The 17,732-nt window shown below is 41.5% G+C and carries 21 protein-coding genes; 5 read left to right on the forward strand and 16 right to left on the reverse strand.

From position 1 onward, the window contains the following. Positions 1–22: 22 nt before the first annotated feature. The 11 genes from ACZ45G_RS24675 to ACZ45G_RS24725 all read right to left on the reverse strand — a co-directional run bounded on the left by ACZ45G_RS24675 (position 23) and on the right by ACZ45G_RS24725 (position 8,140). Positions 23–727, reverse strand: a complete 705-nt coding sequence (locus ACZ45G_RS24675) for a hypothetical protein (protein WP_464173200.1) — start codon at positions 725–727, stop codon at positions 23–25. A 171-nt stretch (positions 728–898) separates the two neighbouring features. Then, positions 899–2,071 (reverse strand): cysteine desulfurase NifS, encoded by a 1,173-nt coding sequence (gene nifS / locus ACZ45G_RS24680; protein ID WP_464173202.1) that lies wholly within the window; start codon positions 2,069–2,071, stop codon positions 899–901. Positions 2,072–2,078: 7 nt separating this feature from the next. Next, positions 2,079–2,642: a Fe-S cluster assembly protein NifU gene (gene nifU, locus ACZ45G_RS24685; RefSeq protein WP_464173204.1), complete on the reverse strand. Its 564-nt coding sequence runs from the start codon at positions 2,640–2,642 to the stop codon at positions 2,079–2,081. Positions 2,643–2,789: 147 nt separating this feature from the next. After that, the gene (gene sfsA / locus ACZ45G_RS24690; protein ID WP_464173205.1) at positions 2,790–3,500 is read right to left on the reverse strand and encodes a DNA/RNA nuclease SfsA; all 711 of its coding nucleotides are present in this window, start codon (positions 3,498–3,500) and stop codon (positions 2,790–2,792) included. Then, positions 3,490–4,353 carry a TIGR02757 family protein gene (locus tag ACZ45G_RS24695; RefSeq protein WP_464173206.1) on the reverse strand — a complete coding sequence of 288 codons (864 nt, stop codon included), beginning with the start codon at positions 4,351–4,353 and terminating at the stop codon, positions 3,490–3,492. The genes sfsA and ACZ45G_RS24695 overlap by 11 nt, the downstream gene beginning before the upstream one ends. A gap of 434 nt (positions 4,354–4,787) precedes the next feature. Next, the gene (locus tag ACZ45G_RS24700) at positions 4,788–4,982 is read right to left on the reverse strand and encodes a hypothetical protein (protein ID WP_464173208.1); all 195 of its coding nucleotides are present in this window, start codon (positions 4,980–4,982) and stop codon (positions 4,788–4,790) included. 266 nt (positions 4,983–5,248) lie between these two features. Then, on the reverse strand, positions 5,249–5,374 hold the full coding sequence (locus tag ACZ45G_RS24705) for a zinc ribbon domain-containing protein (protein ID WP_464173209.1): 126 nt from the start codon (positions 5,372–5,374) through the stop codon (positions 5,249–5,251). 362 nt (positions 5,375–5,736) lie between these two features. Beyond that, entirely contained in the window at positions 5,737–6,084 is a 348-nt protein-coding gene (locus ACZ45G_RS24710) for a YkgJ family cysteine cluster protein (protein ID WP_464173210.1), read from the reverse strand. A 36-nt stretch (positions 6,085–6,120) separates the two neighbouring features. Further along, on the reverse strand, positions 6,121–6,351 hold the full coding sequence (locus ACZ45G_RS24715) for a KH domain-containing protein (protein WP_464173211.1): 231 nt from the start codon (positions 6,349–6,351) through the stop codon (positions 6,121–6,123). Between the two features lie 906 nt (positions 6,352–7,257). Further along, entirely contained in the window at positions 7,258–7,566 is a 309-nt protein-coding gene (locus ACZ45G_RS24720) for a DUF362 domain-containing protein (protein ID WP_464173212.1), read from the reverse strand. Continuing rightward, positions 7,541–8,140, reverse strand: coding sequence for a hypothetical protein (locus ACZ45G_RS24725; protein WP_464173213.1), 600 nt, complete (start codon positions 8,138–8,140; stop codon positions 7,541–7,543). The genes ACZ45G_RS24720 and ACZ45G_RS24725 overlap by 26 nt, the downstream gene beginning before the upstream one ends. A 366-nt stretch (positions 8,141–8,506) precedes the next feature. On the opposite strand from ACZ45G_RS24725, the gene ACZ45G_RS24730 reads away from it, so the two are divergent. From ACZ45G_RS24730 to ACZ45G_RS24745, 4 genes are all read left to right on the forward strand, one after another. Continuing rightward, entirely contained in the window at positions 8,507–10,081 is a 1,575-nt protein-coding gene (locus tag ACZ45G_RS24730; protein ID WP_464173214.1) for a response regulator, read from the forward strand. Positions 10,082–10,286: 205 nt separating this feature from the next. Beyond that, positions 10,287–10,856 (forward strand): hypothetical protein, encoded by a 570-nt coding sequence (locus ACZ45G_RS24735; protein ID WP_464173215.1) that lies wholly within the window; start codon positions 10,287–10,289, stop codon positions 10,854–10,856. 220 nt (positions 10,857–11,076) lie between these two features. Further along, entirely contained in the window at positions 11,077–11,319 is a 243-nt protein-coding gene (locus ACZ45G_RS24740; RefSeq protein ID WP_464180010.1) for a MarC family protein, read from the forward strand. Next, complete coding sequence (locus ACZ45G_RS24745) at positions 11,294–11,617, forward strand: MarC family protein (protein ID WP_464173216.1); 324 nt, start codon at positions 11,294–11,296, stop codon at positions 11,615–11,617. Before ACZ45G_RS24740 ends, ACZ45G_RS24745 begins: the two co-directional genes overlap by 26 nt. Positions 11,618–12,083: 466 nt before the next feature. On the opposite strand, the gene ACZ45G_RS24750 is transcribed toward ACZ45G_RS24745, so the two are convergent. Next, a complete protein-coding gene (locus ACZ45G_RS24750) occupies positions 12,084–12,791 on the reverse strand; it encodes a hypothetical protein (RefSeq protein ID WP_464173217.1) in 708 nt (235 codons plus the stop codon). A 305-nt stretch (positions 12,792–13,096) separates the two neighbouring features. Here ACZ45G_RS24750 and proC point away from each other — a divergent pair, with 305 nt between their 5' ends. Continuing rightward, positions 13,097–13,960 (forward strand): pyrroline-5-carboxylate reductase, encoded by an 864-nt coding sequence (gene proC, locus ACZ45G_RS24755; RefSeq protein ID WP_464173218.1) that lies wholly within the window; start codon positions 13,097–13,099, stop codon positions 13,958–13,960. A gap of 109 nt (positions 13,961–14,069) precedes the next feature. Here the strand turns inward: proC and ACZ45G_RS24760 are convergent, their stop codons facing one another. From ACZ45G_RS24760 to ACZ45G_RS24775, 4 genes are all read right to left on the reverse strand, one after another. Next, positions 14,070–14,423 (reverse strand): DVU0772 family protein, encoded by a 354-nt coding sequence (locus tag ACZ45G_RS24760; RefSeq protein WP_464173219.1) that lies wholly within the window; start codon positions 14,421–14,423, stop codon positions 14,070–14,072. A gap of 236 nt (positions 14,424–14,659) precedes the next feature. Next, positions 14,660–15,235 carry a rubrerythrin gene (gene rbr, locus ACZ45G_RS24765; RefSeq protein ID WP_464173220.1) on the reverse strand — a complete coding sequence of 192 codons (576 nt, stop codon included), beginning with the start codon at positions 15,233–15,235 and terminating at the stop codon, positions 14,660–14,662. A 51-nt stretch (positions 15,236–15,286) separates the two neighbouring features. Continuing rightward, entirely contained in the window at positions 15,287–15,478 is a 192-nt protein-coding gene (locus ACZ45G_RS24770; protein WP_464173221.1) for a ferredoxin, read from the reverse strand. Positions 15,479–15,515: 37 nt separating this feature from the next. Next, positions 15,516–17,711 carry an FAD-dependent oxidoreductase gene (locus ACZ45G_RS24775; protein ID WP_464173223.1) on the reverse strand — a complete coding sequence of 732 codons (2,196 nt, stop codon included), beginning with the start codon at positions 17,709–17,711 and terminating at the stop codon, positions 15,516–15,518. Positions 17,712–17,732: the final 21 nt, after the last annotated feature.

Genomic DNA, 17,732 nt, shown 5'->3' on the forward strand with positions numbered 1-17,732 from the left:
AAATTGTGCAATATGAATATCCTTAATTTTTGGGTTGCTGTTTTATAAAAACAGGATCTCGCTCAATATAAACCCGGGTCTCCATCGTGCCGGTTGTCATCCCGTTAGTACCTAGGGCAGTAATTCTATGTTCACCAATGGAGAGGCGAACGGCCAGTTGTTTCCCTTTTCCAAGATTTCCATCAATGGAACTTGTCCAGACGATATCCTCTGAAAAGTCACCGGTTACCGACAGGGCGACCCCTTCAAGGAGGATGGGAAAGTCCGATGGATAAAAATACTGGCCGTATCGGGGTGTCCGAATAAATACCTGTGTCGAATTATCTTCTTCTATCTCAATATCTTTTGATAATTGTATATACTCATTTAAATGAATCTTTGGAATGAAATCCAGCTTTTTCTTCAGATAAAACAACCGGATCTCTTTTTTTATAGTTGCCAACTCTTTATAGTCTGATTGTTCGTACTGGTTAAACACCTTTATTATATTGATGACTTTTTCGTATTCCTTTGCCTGATACAGCTTTTGCATCTGTTGATACTGCTGTTCAATATTTGAAAGGAATTGGGTTTTCATTTTTTGTTTTTCAATCTGTTCGGCTTCTTTTCGTATGGACTCAGATCTCATCTCAACAACAAGTTTAAATACCAGGCTGGACAAAACAAGAAAAAAGACAACCAACATCAGGGCTACCTGGATGAAATATTTTTTTTTATTGGAAAGCATACTTGAATCCGCACTCTATTAAAATTTTAATATTATACGGTATTCTAATGAATAAGAACCCATCCGTAAAGGTTTTTGATATTGAAATGGCAATGCAGACAGGTATTAAGATGAATACCTATCTGCATTTGAGGAAATCTTCTAGCAGGCCCAGCCTTTTTTTAAGTTCAATTATACCACTTTGCCGTCTTTCCAAAAGGGAGACATGGCTCTTAATTTTTCAATGGTGGGGACCATATTTTTTACGATGAGATCCATCTCGTCCTTTGTATTATAGTGGGACAAAGAAAAACGAATGGTGCCGTGGGCAGACTTAAAAGGCACTTCCATGGCCATGAGCACATGGGAAGGATCCAGAGAGCCCGAAGTACAGGCAGAGCCGGAAGAGGCACAAATACCGTCCCGGTCCAAAAGCAACAAGATGGATTCACCCTCCACTGCATCAAACCCGATGGACAAGGTATTTGGCAATCGATCGTCTTGCACACCGTTCACCGAGGTGCAGGAAATTTTCTCCAGCAACTGGGATTGCAGATAATCCCTCAGTTCCCTTACCTGGGTATTCATAATGCCTAAATTTTGTTTGGCTATTTCGCAGGCCTTGCCAAGACCGATGATAAAAGCGGAATTTTCGGTGCCACCCCTGCGGCCGCCTTCCTGGTGCCCCCCAATGAGATAGGGGGTAAATTTAAATCCTTTTTTGACATAGAGAACGCCAATCCCCTTGGGGGCATGGATTTTATGGCCGGAGAAGGAAAGCATGTCCACGCCCACTTTTTTCACGTCAATGTCTATTTTACCCATGGCCTGGACAGCATCGGTATGGAAAAGGATCCCGCGTTCGTTGGCTCGTTGAACCACTTCCTCAATGGGGAAAATAACCCCGGTCTCATTGTTGGCCCACATGAGGGAAATAATAGCGGTATTTTCCGACATGCTCTCGTACAAGAGATCTGTATTCAAACGGCCTTTCTTGTCAACCGGCACAAAGGTAACCGTATACCCTTGTGTCTTCTCAAGATAGGAAAAAAGATTCTTAATGGCCGGATGTTCCACGGCAGAGGTGATGAGATGTTTTTTTTCGGGGAAGGCCTTAATAGCAGCATTGATGGCTGCATTATCACTTTCCGTACCGCAGGAGGTAAACACGATCTCTTCGGGGTCTGCATTGATGAGGTCTGCCACCCGCTGCCGGGCCTGTTTTATCTTTTTGCCAACCATATCTCCAAAGGTGTGCATGGAAGAAGGATTCCCATAAAGTTCACCGAAATAAGGCATCATCTCGTCGATAACCTCTCCTGCAACCTTTGTGGTAGCATTGTTGTCCGTATATATTACTTTCATAGGGAAATTATCCTTTGGCTTTGGCAACGGCGATTACTTCTTCGATCCGTTCCAGACATTGACCGCAACCACCGCCGGCTTTCAAATAATCGGTGACGTCATCCGTGGTTTCAAGGCCGTTGGCCCTCACCGCATCAATGATCTCAAGGTCGGTCACATCAAAACATTCGCAGACGATCTGACCCGGTTTTGCCAGGATCTGAACCCCTCTGAAATTGGCAATGGCTTTTTTAAGGGCCGATTGCCCCATGACCGAACAATGCATTTTTGCCTTGGGCAAGCCGCCCAGATAATCGGAAATATCATCATTGGTAATTTTGGCAGCGTCATCAAGGGTCATCCCCTTGATAATTTCTGTGAGGGCAGAAGAGGAGGCCACTGCACTGGCACAGCCAAAGGTCATAAAGGTGGCTTCAATGATTCTTTCATTTTCATTCACCTTTAAATATAATTTCAATGCATCCCCGCAATTGAGTGAACCGGTTTCTCCGATGGCATTGGCTCCTTCAAGTTCACCCACGTTCCTGGGGTGCAAAAAATGTTCTTTTACTTTATCCGTATAGTCCCACATAATTTTCTCCTTAATCAAAGTTCAACGACACTTATTGTCAGGCCGATGCCTTTTTGTAAAATACTACAGAGTGGTAGATTGTCAACACGGCCCTGTTTTTTTTTGTCACCCGCCCTGAATTTGAAAAGACCAAAGGCATAGCTGATCTTATAAACGAACCGGAACTGACCTGCGAATCGCGATACACCCGGTATCGATATCGGTATCCCAGGTCATGATTTCCACCCCGTTTTCCACGGCATGGTGTAATTTTTGTGCATAAACCGCATCAATCATGGCGGCCGGGGTAAACTCCCGAGCATCCATTCGCTGGATCAGATAAAATATCACGGCTCTATGGCCTTGCCGCTTCAGGTCAACCAGTTCATCCAGATGCTTTTGCCCCCGGGTGGTCACGGCATCGGGGAACATGGCGACCCCCTCTTCCACCAGGGTGCAATTTTTAATCTCCACATAACATTTATTTTCTGCCCCATTTTCCAAGAGCAGGTCCAGCCGTGTATGGTCACTGGTTTTAACTTCCGCTGTCACCCGTGTATATTCTTTTAATTCTGGGATCAGTCCGTTCTCGATGGAGGCTTTAACCAATTTATTGGGCACTTGGGTATTGACACCGATCATGGAATCCTTTGACTGAATCAACTCCCAGGTATATTTTAATTTGCGTTTGGGATTGTCACTTTGGGAAATCCATACAGGATCTCCGGGGGTAGCACATCCTCGCATGGAGCCCGAATTGGCACAATGGGCAATAACAATCTCCCCAGTTTCCAATTCAATATCTGCCAGGAACCGTTTATACCTTTTGACAAGTTTGCCTTGTATCAGGCGTGGCAGTTCATATCCTTTATAGGTCACCTTCAATCTCCTGTCCTTTGTCTGAAAATTTGCCCGACAAATTACCCGGCGAATCGCCTGGCGAATCCGCTGAATTGAGAAACTCCTTCAGCTCATCCATATCAAGGGTTCGTCGAATCCCGAATCGGGTCAGGGAAAAGTCATACTTCACCGGGTCAGCACTCAAAAGCGCCCTGAAACCTGCGGTTATTTCAAGGGCACACATCTTATCCGGGCTTTTGCGCCGGGTAAACCCCAGCATGGTGCCAATTTTATACATATGTGTATCAAGGGGGATGATCAATTGACAAGGAGAGACACTATCCCACCCCCCCGGATCCACGGCATCCTTTCGAACCATCCACCGCAAAAACAAATGGCTTCGCTTACAAGCGCTGGTCTTGCTGGGGTCTGCCAGCAGATGCCCTGTGTATCCTCTTTGATTGAGTCCTTGGTACAGCTGACCGAGACCGGTTAAAACTGTCTTATCCGATCTCCCGGCACCGGCTGAAAAACAATTTTCAAGGGATCCGAATTCCATTATCACCCCTTTGATTCCTTTGAGCAGGTTGGACAAATGGACATCGGTGGCAAACCGGTATTTAAACCCTAAGAACAGGGCATCAATTTTCCCATCCCGGGTGCTGTTCAAAAACTCAAAAGGAGAGGGTCCCATCTTCTCCAGTACCCGGCCCACGGTCTTCATGATCATCTCAACCCGGCCATAGGCAAGGCAGGCAGCCACAATCCCTGCAATTTCCCTGTCCCGGACTTCCTGGTAATCATATAAAAAAAGCAGGGGATCAGGGTCCACATATTTGCGCCGATTATAGTGTTGGTAAACGGCCTCCAATTTTTCCTGAATCGTTAACAATAATTCATTCCTTTGGGTCAAGAAGATCTTTGGTTAAGTAACACACGGGTACCCCTATACCCAAATCAAATAAGCAATAACGGGACCAATGGACCGCTAATTACTGATTACCGAACATTGCAGATTCACGATGTGTTAATATTCCTGTTGGAACTTCCAAAAACAGAATTCTAATCTCCAATTTAGGTTGCTTTTTGGGTTTAATATCCAGCATTGGAAGTCTCACATGGTTTGATAATATTCTATCAAATTCAAATTTTCAGCTCTATATACACTTTAATTTGGAAGAATGGTTTATGATGACGGGGCTGGTTCATATAATGTAAACTAAATATTTAAAATTTGATTGCTTCATTCTGTGCACTCAATGCTTCTGATTCTCCAATTCTTCAAAAGCAATGTTTATAACTGTAATCTCTACATTAATTTTTCCATCAAAAAGGGATTTCCGAAGTAACATGTTTCAAACACTTATCTGTGGTCGTTTTAAATGTTGGATTCCATTTTCCATTGTGTCTCATCTGGCTGTATTGAAACTCGTCATTTCCCAGATATTCAAGCCTGACGAATTTATTTTCAAAAAATTGCCTATGGGCATCTGGTGGGCATTTATATTTGCCCAAGCTCAATCAAATGAACCAATTTTCAATCAAACTACTTACATCATACACATACCCCCCCGATCATTTCACAGCACTTCAAGTAGCTCGTAATACTCCTTGAGAGTATGAATGGATTCCATTGTGGTTTGGAACAAAATCCAACTGAGAACAAGTATTCCTATTGTGAGTCCAATCTTCCATGTCCTTGTCATTTGCGGATGCCACCAAATTAGTGGAAATACCAGAGGCCCTACACAAAAGACTGCGATGATAATAAAGGATTTTCCGAAAGACTATTTGACCTTTTCCATAACAAAACAGGAGTAGTAGTCGTTGGAGGCATTCAGAAATTCACCACAGTGCTTGCAATTTATCGCTTCATCTTGAATTTTTTCTGCGCAGAAGGGACACTTTTCCATTATCTGTTCTCTTGAATAAAGCAATCAATTTTATTATTTTTTTATATTATGAAAAAATAACTGATTAAATAATTCTCAATGGCTATCAAAAAAATATGAGTGTGTAACAATATTAGTAGATAGAAATTCTGAAATGGCTGGATTCCCAGATTAAATTTTATAGGGAAATACAAAATCAAATAAAGCAAGCTCACGATTAACTTTAATTGGGGACTTGAGCTGATTATAGATGCACTTAATTTAAGCCCGATGGTAAACAATTTGAGCCAGTGGGATTTAATCTGGTCCCAGGTGCAATTAAAGTGAGTCGAGATTTGGTGATGCGTGCAGATCAGGCCATTTGTGAAATCAGACCGCTACAGTTAGCCGAAACTATTACTCATGAATTTTCCCCTATTTGAATTACAGACTTCTTGCTGTCTGATGTTTGATGGATAATTTTTACATATTTCTGGCCTTGCTTCATATATACGACAAGAATAACTGCCGTTATTCTCATTTAAGAAAAAACAATATCCGTTTTCTTTAAATTGTAAAAAATATCCTTCATCTGCTTTACCTTTTGAGTTTATAAACGTACCAGAATGTAATCCTGTCAACAATTCTAATGAATTAATTTCATTTTCAGATAATTCTATTAAAGGGTAGTTTTTACAACAGTCAGCACATTTTTTACATAACTCCGTTGATATATTATTCTCCGCAACCATAACGCCCCCCCCACTTCGTAAGGATCGGTTCGGCTATTATTCAACTATTTCTAAAATAGCCCGTTTTTTTTCTTTTGCAGATGCACACGATAAAATAGTTCGCATGGCCTGGGCTGTTCTGCCTTTTTTACCAATCACTTTCCCAAGGTCTTCTTTTACAACCTGTAGCTCCAGAACAAGGGTCTGCTGAGTCGTGATTTCCTGAACAATAACCTGGTCCGGATTATCAACCAAAGCTCGGGCAATGTACTGAATCAACTCTTTCATAACCTGTTCTCCTTTTTGTCTGTACGATGATAGAAGAAAATACAATATGAATTTCTACAAGTATTGCGATTATCATTTAAACCCTGGGAAAATGGGTCCAGAAAGACTGATCCTCCCCCAGTTTTGTGGACACTTAGTTAAGTCTCTGTAATGCATATTAAGGAGACGAAAACATAAAACATATTTGAAATTAAGGTCAATTTAGATAAAAATCATAATAGTATAGATTGTGGTATTAGGCAAATTTATTTCAGAAATAAAATTAAGCGATATGGGATGTGGCACAATCAAATTTTCCAAAATCCCATTACGTTAAATTGAAGATAAAAATAATTTTTGTTCAGATCCCGGGAAGGGATTTTTTAAAATCCGCTAAAATGTGATCTATATATTGGTTAGTTGAATGCCGAGTTGAGAAGCGACTGTTTGGTCGCCTGTTCAAACTCGATGGTTCTTCGCCCTGCGGTACGCATTATCCTCAACTCGGCATTCATTGCGCCGCAGGCACATTGAACCCGTTATTGTACAGATCAGGATATCATATAATTTGGAATGTTATCCGACCTAATAAATTAAAAAATATGACCTGCAATTGCATATCAATATCTCTGATAACCTGTAAAGAAATTTCAATAAATCAACTTGTGTAAAAATATAATTTATTGTGATGGAATATGCCAAAATAACCTATATTGGAGACTATTTGAATGAAAAAACAGGCTTTTATTAAACAAGGAAATTAAGTGATCCCATTCTGATGTGGTGTGGTGTGGACTATTATTAAATAGTCCGGTTTTTTTTAAACTGTAGCCAAGTGCAACATCTTGCGGTTGGTGGGAATTTCATCCATCAAACAGAGATTCACCCTGATAATATAAAAAATTGGGAGCTTAATTACAGTTATGACTATTCGTGGATAGAATAATCCACTCCTCTTGTTTGAGCTCTATTTTTAAACCATTCATTTTCATCGACAGGTGGCACAACACAAGCTTTTTCATCCTTTCGTTTGAGAACGATGGCTTCTTCAGGGCAGGTACTGATACAAAGGCCACACCCAATACATTTATCTTTTATGATGCTGTAGGTTTCTTCATTCTCTTCAATGGCGTTAACTTGGCATCGTTCATCAGCACATATTCCGCAACCATTGCATAAATTTTTATCAATCGCTGCATAAAAATGTGAATTAACCTTCTGAAAAACCAAGCTCATTAACAGATCTCAGCACTCCACAGCAACAACCACAGCAATTGCAAATATAAAATTGACCGCCTTGAACATTACTGGTTAAGTGAACGAGACCAGCCTCTTCAGATTTTTCAAGAATTTTATATGCTTCATCTTTTGAAATCACCCTTCCCCCCCAAGGGTGGTCCCCTTCAAAAACACCTGGTACAGGTGCAATCCCCATAAAGACTTCAAGTGGTTTGTCACAAGGCTTTTCTGTAAGTCCCTTTTCTTTTTTACAGATACACTCGTTCACAGCAAAGGAATGGCCATTTTCAATAATTGTTGAGACCTGCTCATAGGGAAGAGTTGCTTGCGTGTTCTCAATTTCCTTTTCAATGGGGATAACTTGCATAAGGTGTGGTTTATGCTTAAAAAACTCTTTACCAAAAAAAGGATAATATTCCTTACATAACTCAGCTAACTCTTTATCCATAAATTTCACTTGGAATTCATATATGCCAAATGCCCACGGCATCATTTTGAAAACTTTCACCTCTCCAAAATCAACTCCAAACAATTGGCCCTTACGCCACATGGTTTCAAGTTGTTCTGCCAAACCATCAATGGGTCTACCGGTCCTTTCTGATACCTGTTCTGGTGTTTCAAATGTCAGACACCAGGATGACACGAATCAAGGATAATTATCCCTGTTAGAAGTATTCAGCCGCCAAAATTGTTATGGATACCAAAATAATACATCACCGGAAATCTGGATTCAAATTGATGCCAAACAAGCAAGTATTCGTAACATTTTTAGATCACTTAAGATTGTGTTTTGATTTTAAAATCTAAAAGTTCAAAGAAAAATTCATATTATTAAACAAGTTGAATAAATAATCTGATGATGCTAAAGAATTTTAGTCTAAAAGCAATTACTTTTAAAGCGAATTCATGCAGTTAAGAAATTGAGGCAATGTTGGAAATGTCATATAAAGTAAACAAGCTAACCAAAAAAAACATTCCCGTGATAGAAGAACAGAGTCGTGCACTTATGCAGGCAGTGCCTGATCTTGTTTTCCTCCTGGGACTTGACGGAAGTTATATCGATATTTTTTCTGCTGCGGAAGAGGACCTTTTTCTGCCCCGTGAGGATCTAATTGGAAGAACAGTTATGGACGTTCTCCCCCCACCTATTGGTAAAGACTGCATGACTGCAATGTCAAAATTAACATCTCCAAGTGATGTTAATTCTTTTAGTTACGAACTCTTAATCGATGGAAAATCTCGCTGGTTTGAAGGGAGGGTAACACTTTGCGGAAAAGATACCGTAATTGTTCTTGTGAGAGACTTCACAGACCAGCGTGTTGCAGAAAATGAACTACGCAATGCCAATAAGGCATTGCACTTACGTGCTCGGCAGTTTAAGAGAATGGAACAGACACTGACTCAGGTAGAACAGCGTGAACGAAGGCGTATGGCCAGCATGTTGCATGACAATTTACAACAACTACTTGCAGGCGCAAAGTTTACTTTTTCTATAGTTGAAGAGAATATTACGGATGAGGAGAACAAAAAATATGCCAAAAAGGGCATTGAAATTGTGAGCGAAGCGATTGATCAAGCCCGAATGCTGACAATGGATTTGTGTCCGCCAATTTTGTATGAAGGCACTTTGAAACAATCTTTGAACTGGATTAAAAATCATGTTGCTCGCCTTCATGGCCTGGTAGTCCATTTTTCAATTGGAGCAGAGGATTTGACCGAATTTCCCGAATCAGAAAGGTTAACTATTTTTAACGCAATACAGGAATTGCTTCTCAATGTTGTCAAGCATTCAGGCGTCAAACGTGCACGGATCATTGTTTCAAAAAAACCTCATGGCCGAATTGAAGTAACGGTATGCGACAAGGGTAAAGGTTTCGACCCGGTTGATATTGCTGAAACAGAATATGAGACAGGTGGGTTTGGTCTGTTTATGTTAAAGGAACGATTAAGTTGGATAGGAGGACATGTTAATATTGATAGTCGCCCTGGTGATGGATGTACTGTCACTTTAAATTTACCTTTCGATGAAAAAAAAAGCAGACCGGCAGTCCGGAAAAACTCATCGCCTATAAAAAGCTCTAATGCAAAACGAAAAATCCCAAATAAATCAATCAATGTGAAAAAAAAGGAAAAAGTCTGTATTCTTGTGGCAGATGATCATGCTGTCTTGCGTGAAGGGCTTGTTCGAATATTACAACAAGAGTCTTCTTTTCATGTTGTGGGTGAAGCACCGGACGGAGAGACCGCTATAAAAATGGTAGCCCAATTAAAACCAGACGTAGTATTGATGGATGTTATGATGCCAGGTATGGGTGGGGTTCAAGCCACACGGATTATCTGCCAACATAACCCCGGCATAAAAGTCATTGCACTTTCAATGTATGAAGAAAAGGAACAAGGTTCTGAAATGACTGCTGCTGGTGCCATCGATTATGTCACTAAAAATAATGCAAGCGATAAAATCGTCAAGGTAATCCGCTCTTGCTGCGGTCTGGAATTACCCTTAGCTTAAGACTATTGAATAATTGATGACAATAAAGAATAATTATCCAGGAAGAGCATTCAAAGTCCTGAATTCTTCAGGATACCCAAAATATTCGAAACGATATCCAATCAGTTTTATCTCCAATTATTTTTATCTGTTATCCGGTCATAAAGTCTGATAATCAAAGGTAGCATTCAAATCTCTCATTATTAAATGTCAGGAAATGCGCTATATGGATTTGATATTACAAATTTGGGGAGGTTCTTTTTATCTGATAAATAAAATTTGCTTTGCTCTATCTGAAGGTAAACAAAACCATCATAGGAAGAAAAATCTAAAGCTTTTTGGCTGGTTTATTTATATTTTAGGAATTCCTGCTTGGGTTACAATTCTTATTATTAAACACGATTGGATTGCTGCATCAATTGAGGCAGGAGGTTTCCCTGCAATGCTTTTTGGATTGTATAATGTCTACACGGAACATAAAAAACCAAATAAGTCCTTTGATCGTATAACCTCGTTTCTCACCTATGGCGCTATACTACTTGGAACTGGGTACAGTTTATATGATTATGGTGGAATCGTTTCAGTATCTCAATTATTAGAGTTTGGTGTGATGCTTGGATTTTTACTTGGGACTTACCTTTTAGCAAAAAACAATATGAATGGTTGGTTATTTTTTATGCTCATGAATGGAAGCATGGGGACATTAATGCTAATTCAGAACAAACCAATTTTAGCGTTTCAGCAAGGTATGTCATTTTGTTTTGTTGTGTATGGGTTTATCGTTGCGAGTAAGTGATCCTCCCTCGATATTTTGGACACTCAGTTAAGCCACTTTTTGATCTGTTGGAATACGAGGATTTTTTTATACCAGCAACTTTTCGCTTGACCGTCAAAAGGATAGTTGGGTATATGTGTAAGATTTTCAACAACCCTATAATTCATGGAATAACATAGTGGGCTTACAGACATTTATCAACTTTTATTTAAAGCTTTTTTTTATTCATACCCCATTCTTTGTGCTTTCTGCATTTCTCTCCCTTACCCGAGAGTTTCAAGATTTGGAAAAAAAGCAGATCGCCATCAAGGTGACTATTGCGGTGATGATCAGTTCGTTTGTGATCTATCTATTTGGAAAATATATTTTTGACTTGTTCGGAATCACGTTAAATGCTTTCAGGATTGGGGCTGGCACCATTTTATTTCTTTCTGCTTTATCCATGATATCAGGCAACAATGACACGGCAAGTCAGGGTAATTGACCGAAATATTGCAGTCGTCCCCCTGGCATTGCCTATCACTGTAGGCCCGGGTGTCATCGGTGTGCTTCTTGTCACTGGAGCCGAAGCTGGCTCTTACATGGAAAAACTCATCATCGGCTCAGCTCTCTTTCTTGCCGTTGTAACCGTAGGATTAATCCTTTACCTTTCAACCGGTGTGAAGCGTTTGATCGGCGAGCAGGGCTTGATGATCCTTCCAAAAATTACCGGACTTTTTGTCTCAGCTATTGCCGCCCAAATCATTTTTCCCGGGATTCAAAATTTTCTAAAGCCAAGCTGAACAAACGGAGTTGAACTTTTTGCAATCTCATGGAAAATGAATATGGGTTGGTTTTACTGACAGTTCTGTCCATTATTTCAGACGATTTCATGAACCCAAAACCCGTCTCAAAGATCTCGCAAACGGGAAAAAAGAACCAACAATCAAATGAAAAATTTTTATTAGGCACCAGTTAAGTATTATTATCCTATCTTAAAGGTTGCTGAATTTCATTATTATTAAGAATACCAAATATAGTCTCAAGTATTTTAGAATAAAAGAATCAGATCTTTTAGACCACTATGTCATAAATTCAAAATTATACTATATGAGCTATGTTCACTGTAATAAGCCATTCTTTTGTATTATTTTTTATATAAGCAACCGTATCCAATGTGGAATGACAGCCGATTTCCTAACCTATTATTTTTGACATTTTTAGATTTTCATGTATCTTGTGATTATGGATGATCCGAATTTTGAAGAATTAAAACAGATTATACACGAACATTGTGAGGAAACAGGCCTTGGCTATAATGACTTCATTGTTATCTTTGGGCCTCAAATAGAAAGCCCTGAAACGTTCGATATATTCTTTGAGAATCCATTTAATTCTATTTCTAAAATGGCACAAAAAATGCGGGTTGAGCTTCTGATTGATATATTGACTACTTGATACCATATCCATAATTATTCTTACCACTTCACCTTCACCAAATATAATTTTTGTAACGTCATCAAAAAACAGGGGGCAAATTGGGCAATATGCCCTGAACCCAAAAATATTAAAGGACAATAAACAAACCGTCCTTTGTTTCTCTACCTTACTCTCTCTCTTCAAATGAAACATATTATTTGAGATCTGCTTGCCAGTAAAGCCAGTGAGTTGCTGTAAATCTTTGGTGTTAATACCGTCTTTGTTCTTTTTTATAGTCTTTAGAATAGTACTTTTCACTGATTTCTGTGGCTTGGGCTTGGTGCGTTTTTTGGGTTTCGGGTGCTTTGAAGTATTAGTTTTAACTCCTGACTCTGGGTTAACATTTATGTTGGGTTCAAGGTCAGACTCGGTATTAACCTCAACTTTTTTACCAAACATACCCATCAAGTCATTAATTTGATCTGAAAGCTTCTTAAAGGGTGTCTGGAACAATTCGGCTGATTCTTTTTCTAATTCAATGGTAATGGCTATTTTCATGTCTCTTCCTTATACCCAACCCCAACTGTTCCCAGAAAAAAAGAAATTGTTTCCGAAACAAGGAATAATTGGACTTTAAAAATCGGACCGGAGTTTGTCCAGAGGTCGGAGGGGATTGCGGACGTATCATTGATTGCAATTGCGTACAGGTTCTTAATGCAGTCGAGGTAGGATGTCACCGGTACGGCTTACCGAAAATTGTGAGGGAGATTAATTTCTCTTGACATGATTTTATCCAAAGCCGTAATATTAGGGTTTAATATAAAGGCTTAATTTTAATATATCTTTTGAGGAGTTCATAAAGAATGCTACAGGACAAAAAAATAGGATTCATCGGATGCGGAAATATGGGGGAAGCATTGGTTAGCGGCTTGGTTCTTTCCAAAGCAACAAAATCTGAAAACATTATCTGCTCTGATGTCTCAACCGATCTGCTGGAAGAGGTCCGGCAAAAATACAAAATATTGACCACCACCGACAACATGGAAGTGGTTAAACGCTCAGACATTATCATCTATGCCACCAAACCCCAGATCATCGGATCTGTTCTCAAACAAACAGCCCCTGGCCTGGACAAATCCAAATTGATCATTTCCATTGCAGCAGGCGTCCCCCTGGCGGCTATTGCCGCAGGCCTCGGCAAGGAACTTCGCCTGATCCGAACCATGCCCAATATCTGCGCCTTTGTCAAAGAAAGTGCCACCGCCATTGCTGCGGGAGAATTTGTCCACAAAGGAGACGTGGAACTGGCCCGGGCTATCTTTGATTCGGTCGGGGAGACGGTTTTTATCCAGGAAAATGTGCTCATGGATGCCTTCACAGGATTGAGCGGCAGTGGGCCAGCCTATATTTTCATCATTGTGGATGCCCTGGCAGATGCCGGGGTAAAAATGGGACTTTCCAGAAAAGATTCCCTGTTTTTATCCACCCAGACCGTTCTGGGATCGGCCAAGCTGCTTCTGGAGTCAAAGGAACACCCGGGACAACTTAAAGACCGGGTGGCCTCCCCCGGCGGAACCGCCATCGCCGGCATTCACACCTTGGAACAAGGAGGGTTGAGAACCACCCTGATGAATGCCGTGGAATCTGCTGCCAAACGGTCAAAGGAACTGGGTGACCTGATGGTCAAGGATTTTATCGAGAACAATAAAAACAACGGCCAGGACTAAAATTTTTTAATCAAAACAGCACCGGGGTCAAAATTCTGGTTACGAATTCTGACCCCGGTGCCTGGCAAGAAATTAAAAATAGGCTGTTATATTTACGATCTTTTCGAACTTAAACTTCAAGTTCCTTTTTAAGCCAATCTCGAACATTTCCTTCTACGGCATAGACGCCTTTGTATTTACCGATTCCCTGGAGAAATTCTACTTCAAGGTTTTTGGGAAGTTTGAAATTGCCCAACTCCTCGGAGTCAAACCCGCGTCTCCGGACCAGGGTAAGAATAGGGGGCCGTTTCCAGGTATTGATCACAAAATAGACCGTCTCATTGTCATTGTCCCGGGAATTATAATACTTCTGGGATCTAAGGGGGCCCCATTCCAGGTGAAGTGCAATGGCTTCCTCCGGTGTCATATCCCAGTCAACGGAATATAAAAGATTCCAATCTTTTTTTATTTCATGAAGATTCATACTTCCTCCATTTTTTTGGTTTTGTTGAACAATTAACGCCTTCATCTAATAATAGGCATAGTGTACATATTATACAGCAATTTTTGTGCCGAAACCAAATAATTAAATTTTATGTTTTAATATCAAGATCTTAAGCTTAGATATTCTAACAGGACAAAGGAGGAAGTTAAGCAGATGAGACAGGATTGATACACCCCCAAAGAAACACTTGTGTCTCGATGGGGGTGTCTATTCGATTAATAATTTTCACACAATAACTCAAAATAACCCGTGGGCTTCACACAGGCCGGACATTTATCCGGCGCATCCTTTCCCGTGTGAATATATCCGCAACTCAGACAACGCCAGGTTGTTTCCTCTTCCCGGCAAAAACATCTGTCCGATGCAATATTCTCCGCCAGATGCAAATATAATTTTTCATGGTGCTGTTCAGATACAATAATGGCATGAAAGGTATCCACTGCCCGTTGATATCCTTCATCCTGGGCTGTTTTTGCAAACTTGGTATACATGTCAAAACTGACATAGTGCTCAAGTGCTGCTGCCGACAACAGATTAGCATGGGTGTCTTCTATGACCCCCGTGGGAAAAGACCAGTTAATGGGCAGTTCTCCCCCGTTAAAAAACTTAAAAAACCGCAGGGCATGTTCAAATTCCTGGTCCGCGGTTTCATTAAATATTTTTGCAATCTGGATAAACCCTTCTTCCCTGGCCTTGTTGGCAAAAAAATCATACCGTGTTCTGGCCTGGGCCTCTGCTGCAAATGAGGTATGAAGGTTTATGGCTGTCTGACTATCTCTGAATTTACCCATGGGTGACCTCTTTTATGCTTCTTATTTACTCGTTTTATTTATTCTAAAAATCTACTCTTCGATGGTAATGGCATCTGCGCCGCATTCAGCAGCTGCCTGACGGACAAGCGCCTTCAGGTGTTCTGGAATGGGATCAATCTGAATGGTGGAAACAAGCTTATCTTCGTCATATTTGAACACTTCGGGACAAAGATCGTTACAATTTCTATCACCCATGCACTGTTTGCTAATGGTTACTTTCATCTGAATTTTTCTCCTTTACGTGATTAATAAAAACTTTTTAGTTGCGCATCCAAAGGTGGAATTTTTCCGCCCATGCCAACACTCGTTTCGGGGCATGTTGCTTTTTCCACAGCCCTGCTGCATATTTGTTTGCCTCTGCCATGGTGGGATAGATATGAATCGTTCCCAATATCTTATTTAGCCCAATACCATGTTTCATTGCAAGCACAAACTCAGCAATAATTTCTGCGCCATGGTGCCCCACAATGGTCACCCCGAGAATTTTATCCTTACCCGGGACGGTCAGTACTTTTACAAACCCATGGGATTGAGACTCTGCCATTGCACGGTCAAGGTCCTCTATCCCATAGTTCACCATTTCATAATCGATCCCCGCAGCCGTTGCCTCCTGCTCGTTGATCCCCACCCGGGCAACTTCAGGATCGGTATAGGTGGCCCAGGGGATCACTGAATAATCTACTTTAAATTTTTTAACACTTCCAAACAGGGCATTTACGGCGGCATACCAGGATTCATGGGCAGCCGTGTGGGTAAACTGGTATCGGCCATGGACATCCCCGCAGCAAAAAATATTGGGGTAATTGGTTTGTAAAAAACCATTTGTTTCAATGTTCCTCCCTGGGCCCAGGGTCACGCCAAGGGCCTCCAGACCAAACCCGCTCACATTGGGCGTCCGCCCCAGGGCCACCAGGATCTGGTCAAAGGGGATTAACACCTCCCTGTTTTGCTCTTGATTCTTATCTTGGTTCCCCGGTTCCCTGTTTGGGATATCGCAAACAAGGTATTTTTCCTCTCCATTGACCCGTATCTCCCTGGCCCCGTGCTCAAGACGCAGATCCATCCCCTCGGCACGAAATCTTTCCATAACAACCTTGGCCGCATCCGGATCTTCTTTTTTCATAATCCGTTCGCCCCGGTGAACCAGGGTCACCTTAGATCCCAACCGTACAAAGGCCTGGGCCAATTCACACCCGATGGGACCTCCGCCCAAAACCACCAGGCGTTTTGGAAGGGTACGGATATCCCAGATGGTGTCCGAGGTCAGGTAGGAAACCGTTTCAATCCCTTTCAATTGAGGAATCATGGGGCGGGCTCCCGTGGCCACAATAATATTTTTAGTGGTGAGCACCTGATCCCCATCCACACCCGTAACCTGGACCTCATAGGGAGATAAAATTGTCGCCCTGCCCTTGATACAGGCGACACCAAGACGGGTATACCTTTCCACAGAGTCATGGGGCGCCACCTTTTTCACAATGGAGTGGACCCGATCCATCACCCTTGCAAAATCAAATGAAATCTTGGCATTATCTAGTCCAAAGTCCCTGGCCCGGGCCGCCTGGGACAAAATCTTGCTGCTGGCAATCAGGGCCTTACTGGGGACACAGCCTGTGTTCAGACAATCGCCCCCCATCTTATGTTCTTCGATCAGCGCAACCTTGGCCTTCACCGCAGATGCGATATAAGAGGAGACAAGGCCTGCGGCACCTGCCCCGATCACCACCAGATTGTAATCAAAGCGTTGGGGTTTTGAAAACCCTGCATAGATTTTTTTTGTTTTTACCCAGCCCATTATTTTTTTGACAATAAGGGGAAAAAGACCCAGCAAGACAAAGGCAAATAAAACATTGGGAGATAAAATCCCCCCCAAAGTGTCAATCTTTGCCAACTGGGTACCGGCATTAATATAGACAACAGTGCCCGGCAACATACCCATCTGGGAAACCAGGTAAAACCGGACCGTGGAAATAGGGGTCAGCCCCATGACCAGATTAATGATAAAAAAAGGAAAAACCGGCACAAGCCTCAGGGTAAACAGGTAGCTCCCCCCTTCTCGCTTGATTCCCTCATTAACGGCATTAATTTTAGCTGAAAATTTACCCTGGACCCAGTCTCTGAACATATACCGGGAAAATAAAAATGCGAACGTCGCGCCAATGGTGCTGGCAAAGGAAACAATCACCACACCGACAAAAAGCCCGAACACGGCACCGCCGGCAAGGGTCAAAACCATTGCACCGGGCAGGGACAGGGCCGTCATGAGAATATAAATCACCATATAAATCCCAATGGCCAATCCCCTATTCCCGTGGTAATAATCGCGAAACAGATCCAGCTCATTTTTAAGGGTTGCCAGGGAAAAATACCGATCCAGATCAAACATAAAAAAAAGCCCGACCAGAATCAGTATTCCAACCCCAAGTATGAGTTTGGCCATAGGACTATTTTTCATTATTGGGTTCCTTTTCCCTGG

The organism is Desulfoconvexum algidum (assembly GCF_055382125.1).

Excerpts from the sequence above, each read along its gene's own strand:
- ACZ45G_RS24675 (WP_464173200.1), bottom strand. The coding sequence starts at position 727 with ATGCTTTCCAATAAAAAAAAATATTTCATCCAGGTAGCCCTGATGTTG.
- nifS (WP_464173202.1), bottom strand. The coding sequence starts at position 2,071 with ATGAAAGTAATATATACGGACAACAATGCTACCACAAAGGTTGCAGGA.
- nifU (WP_464173204.1), bottom strand. The coding sequence starts at position 2,642 with ATGTGGGACTATACGGATAAAGTAAAAGAACATTTTTTGCACCCCAGG.
- ACZ45G_RS24705 (WP_464173209.1), bottom strand. The coding sequence starts at position 5,374 with ATGGAAAAGTGTCCCTTCTGCGCAGAAAAAATTCAAGATGAAGCGATA.
- ACZ45G_RS24710 (WP_464173210.1), bottom strand. The coding sequence starts at position 6,084 with ATGGTTGCGGAGAATAATATATCAACGGAGTTATGTAAAAAATGTGCT.
- ACZ45G_RS24715 (WP_464173211.1), bottom strand. The coding sequence starts at position 6,351 with ATGAAAGAGTTGATTCAGTACATTGCCCGAGCTTTGGTTGATAATCCG.
- ACZ45G_RS24720 (WP_464173212.1), bottom strand. The coding sequence starts at position 7,566 with ATGAGCTTGGTTTTTCAGAAGGTTAATTCACATTTTTATGCAGCGATT.
- ACZ45G_RS24730 (WP_464173214.1), top strand. The coding sequence starts at position 8,507 with ATGTCATATAAAGTAAACAAGCTAACCAAAAAAAACATTCCCGTGATA.
- ACZ45G_RS24735 (WP_464173215.1), top strand. The coding sequence starts at position 10,287 with ATGGATTTGATATTACAAATTTGGGGAGGTTCTTTTTATCTGATAAAT.
- ACZ45G_RS24745 (WP_464173216.1), top strand. The coding sequence starts at position 11,294 with ATGACACGGCAAGTCAGGGTAATTGACCGAAATATTGCAGTCGTCCCC.
- ACZ45G_RS24750 (WP_464173217.1), bottom strand. The coding sequence starts at position 12,791 with ATGAAAATAGCCATTACCATTGAATTAGAAAAAGAATCAGCCGAATTG.
- proC (WP_464173218.1), top strand. The coding sequence starts at position 13,097 with ATGCTACAGGACAAAAAAATAGGATTCATCGGATGCGGAAATATGGGG.
- ACZ45G_RS24760 (WP_464173219.1), bottom strand. The coding sequence starts at position 14,423 with ATGAATCTTCATGAAATAAAAAAAGATTGGAATCTTTTATATTCCGTT.
- rbr (WP_464173220.1), bottom strand. The coding sequence starts at position 15,235 with ATGGGTAAATTCAGAGATAGTCAGACAGCCATAAACCTTCATACCTCA.
- ACZ45G_RS24770 (WP_464173221.1), bottom strand. The coding sequence starts at position 15,478 with ATGAAAGTAACCATTAGCAAACAGTGCATGGGTGATAGAAATTGTAAC.
- ACZ45G_RS24775 (WP_464173223.1), bottom strand. The coding sequence starts at position 17,711 with ATGAAAAATAGTCCTATGGCCAAACTCATACTTGGGGTTGGAATACTG.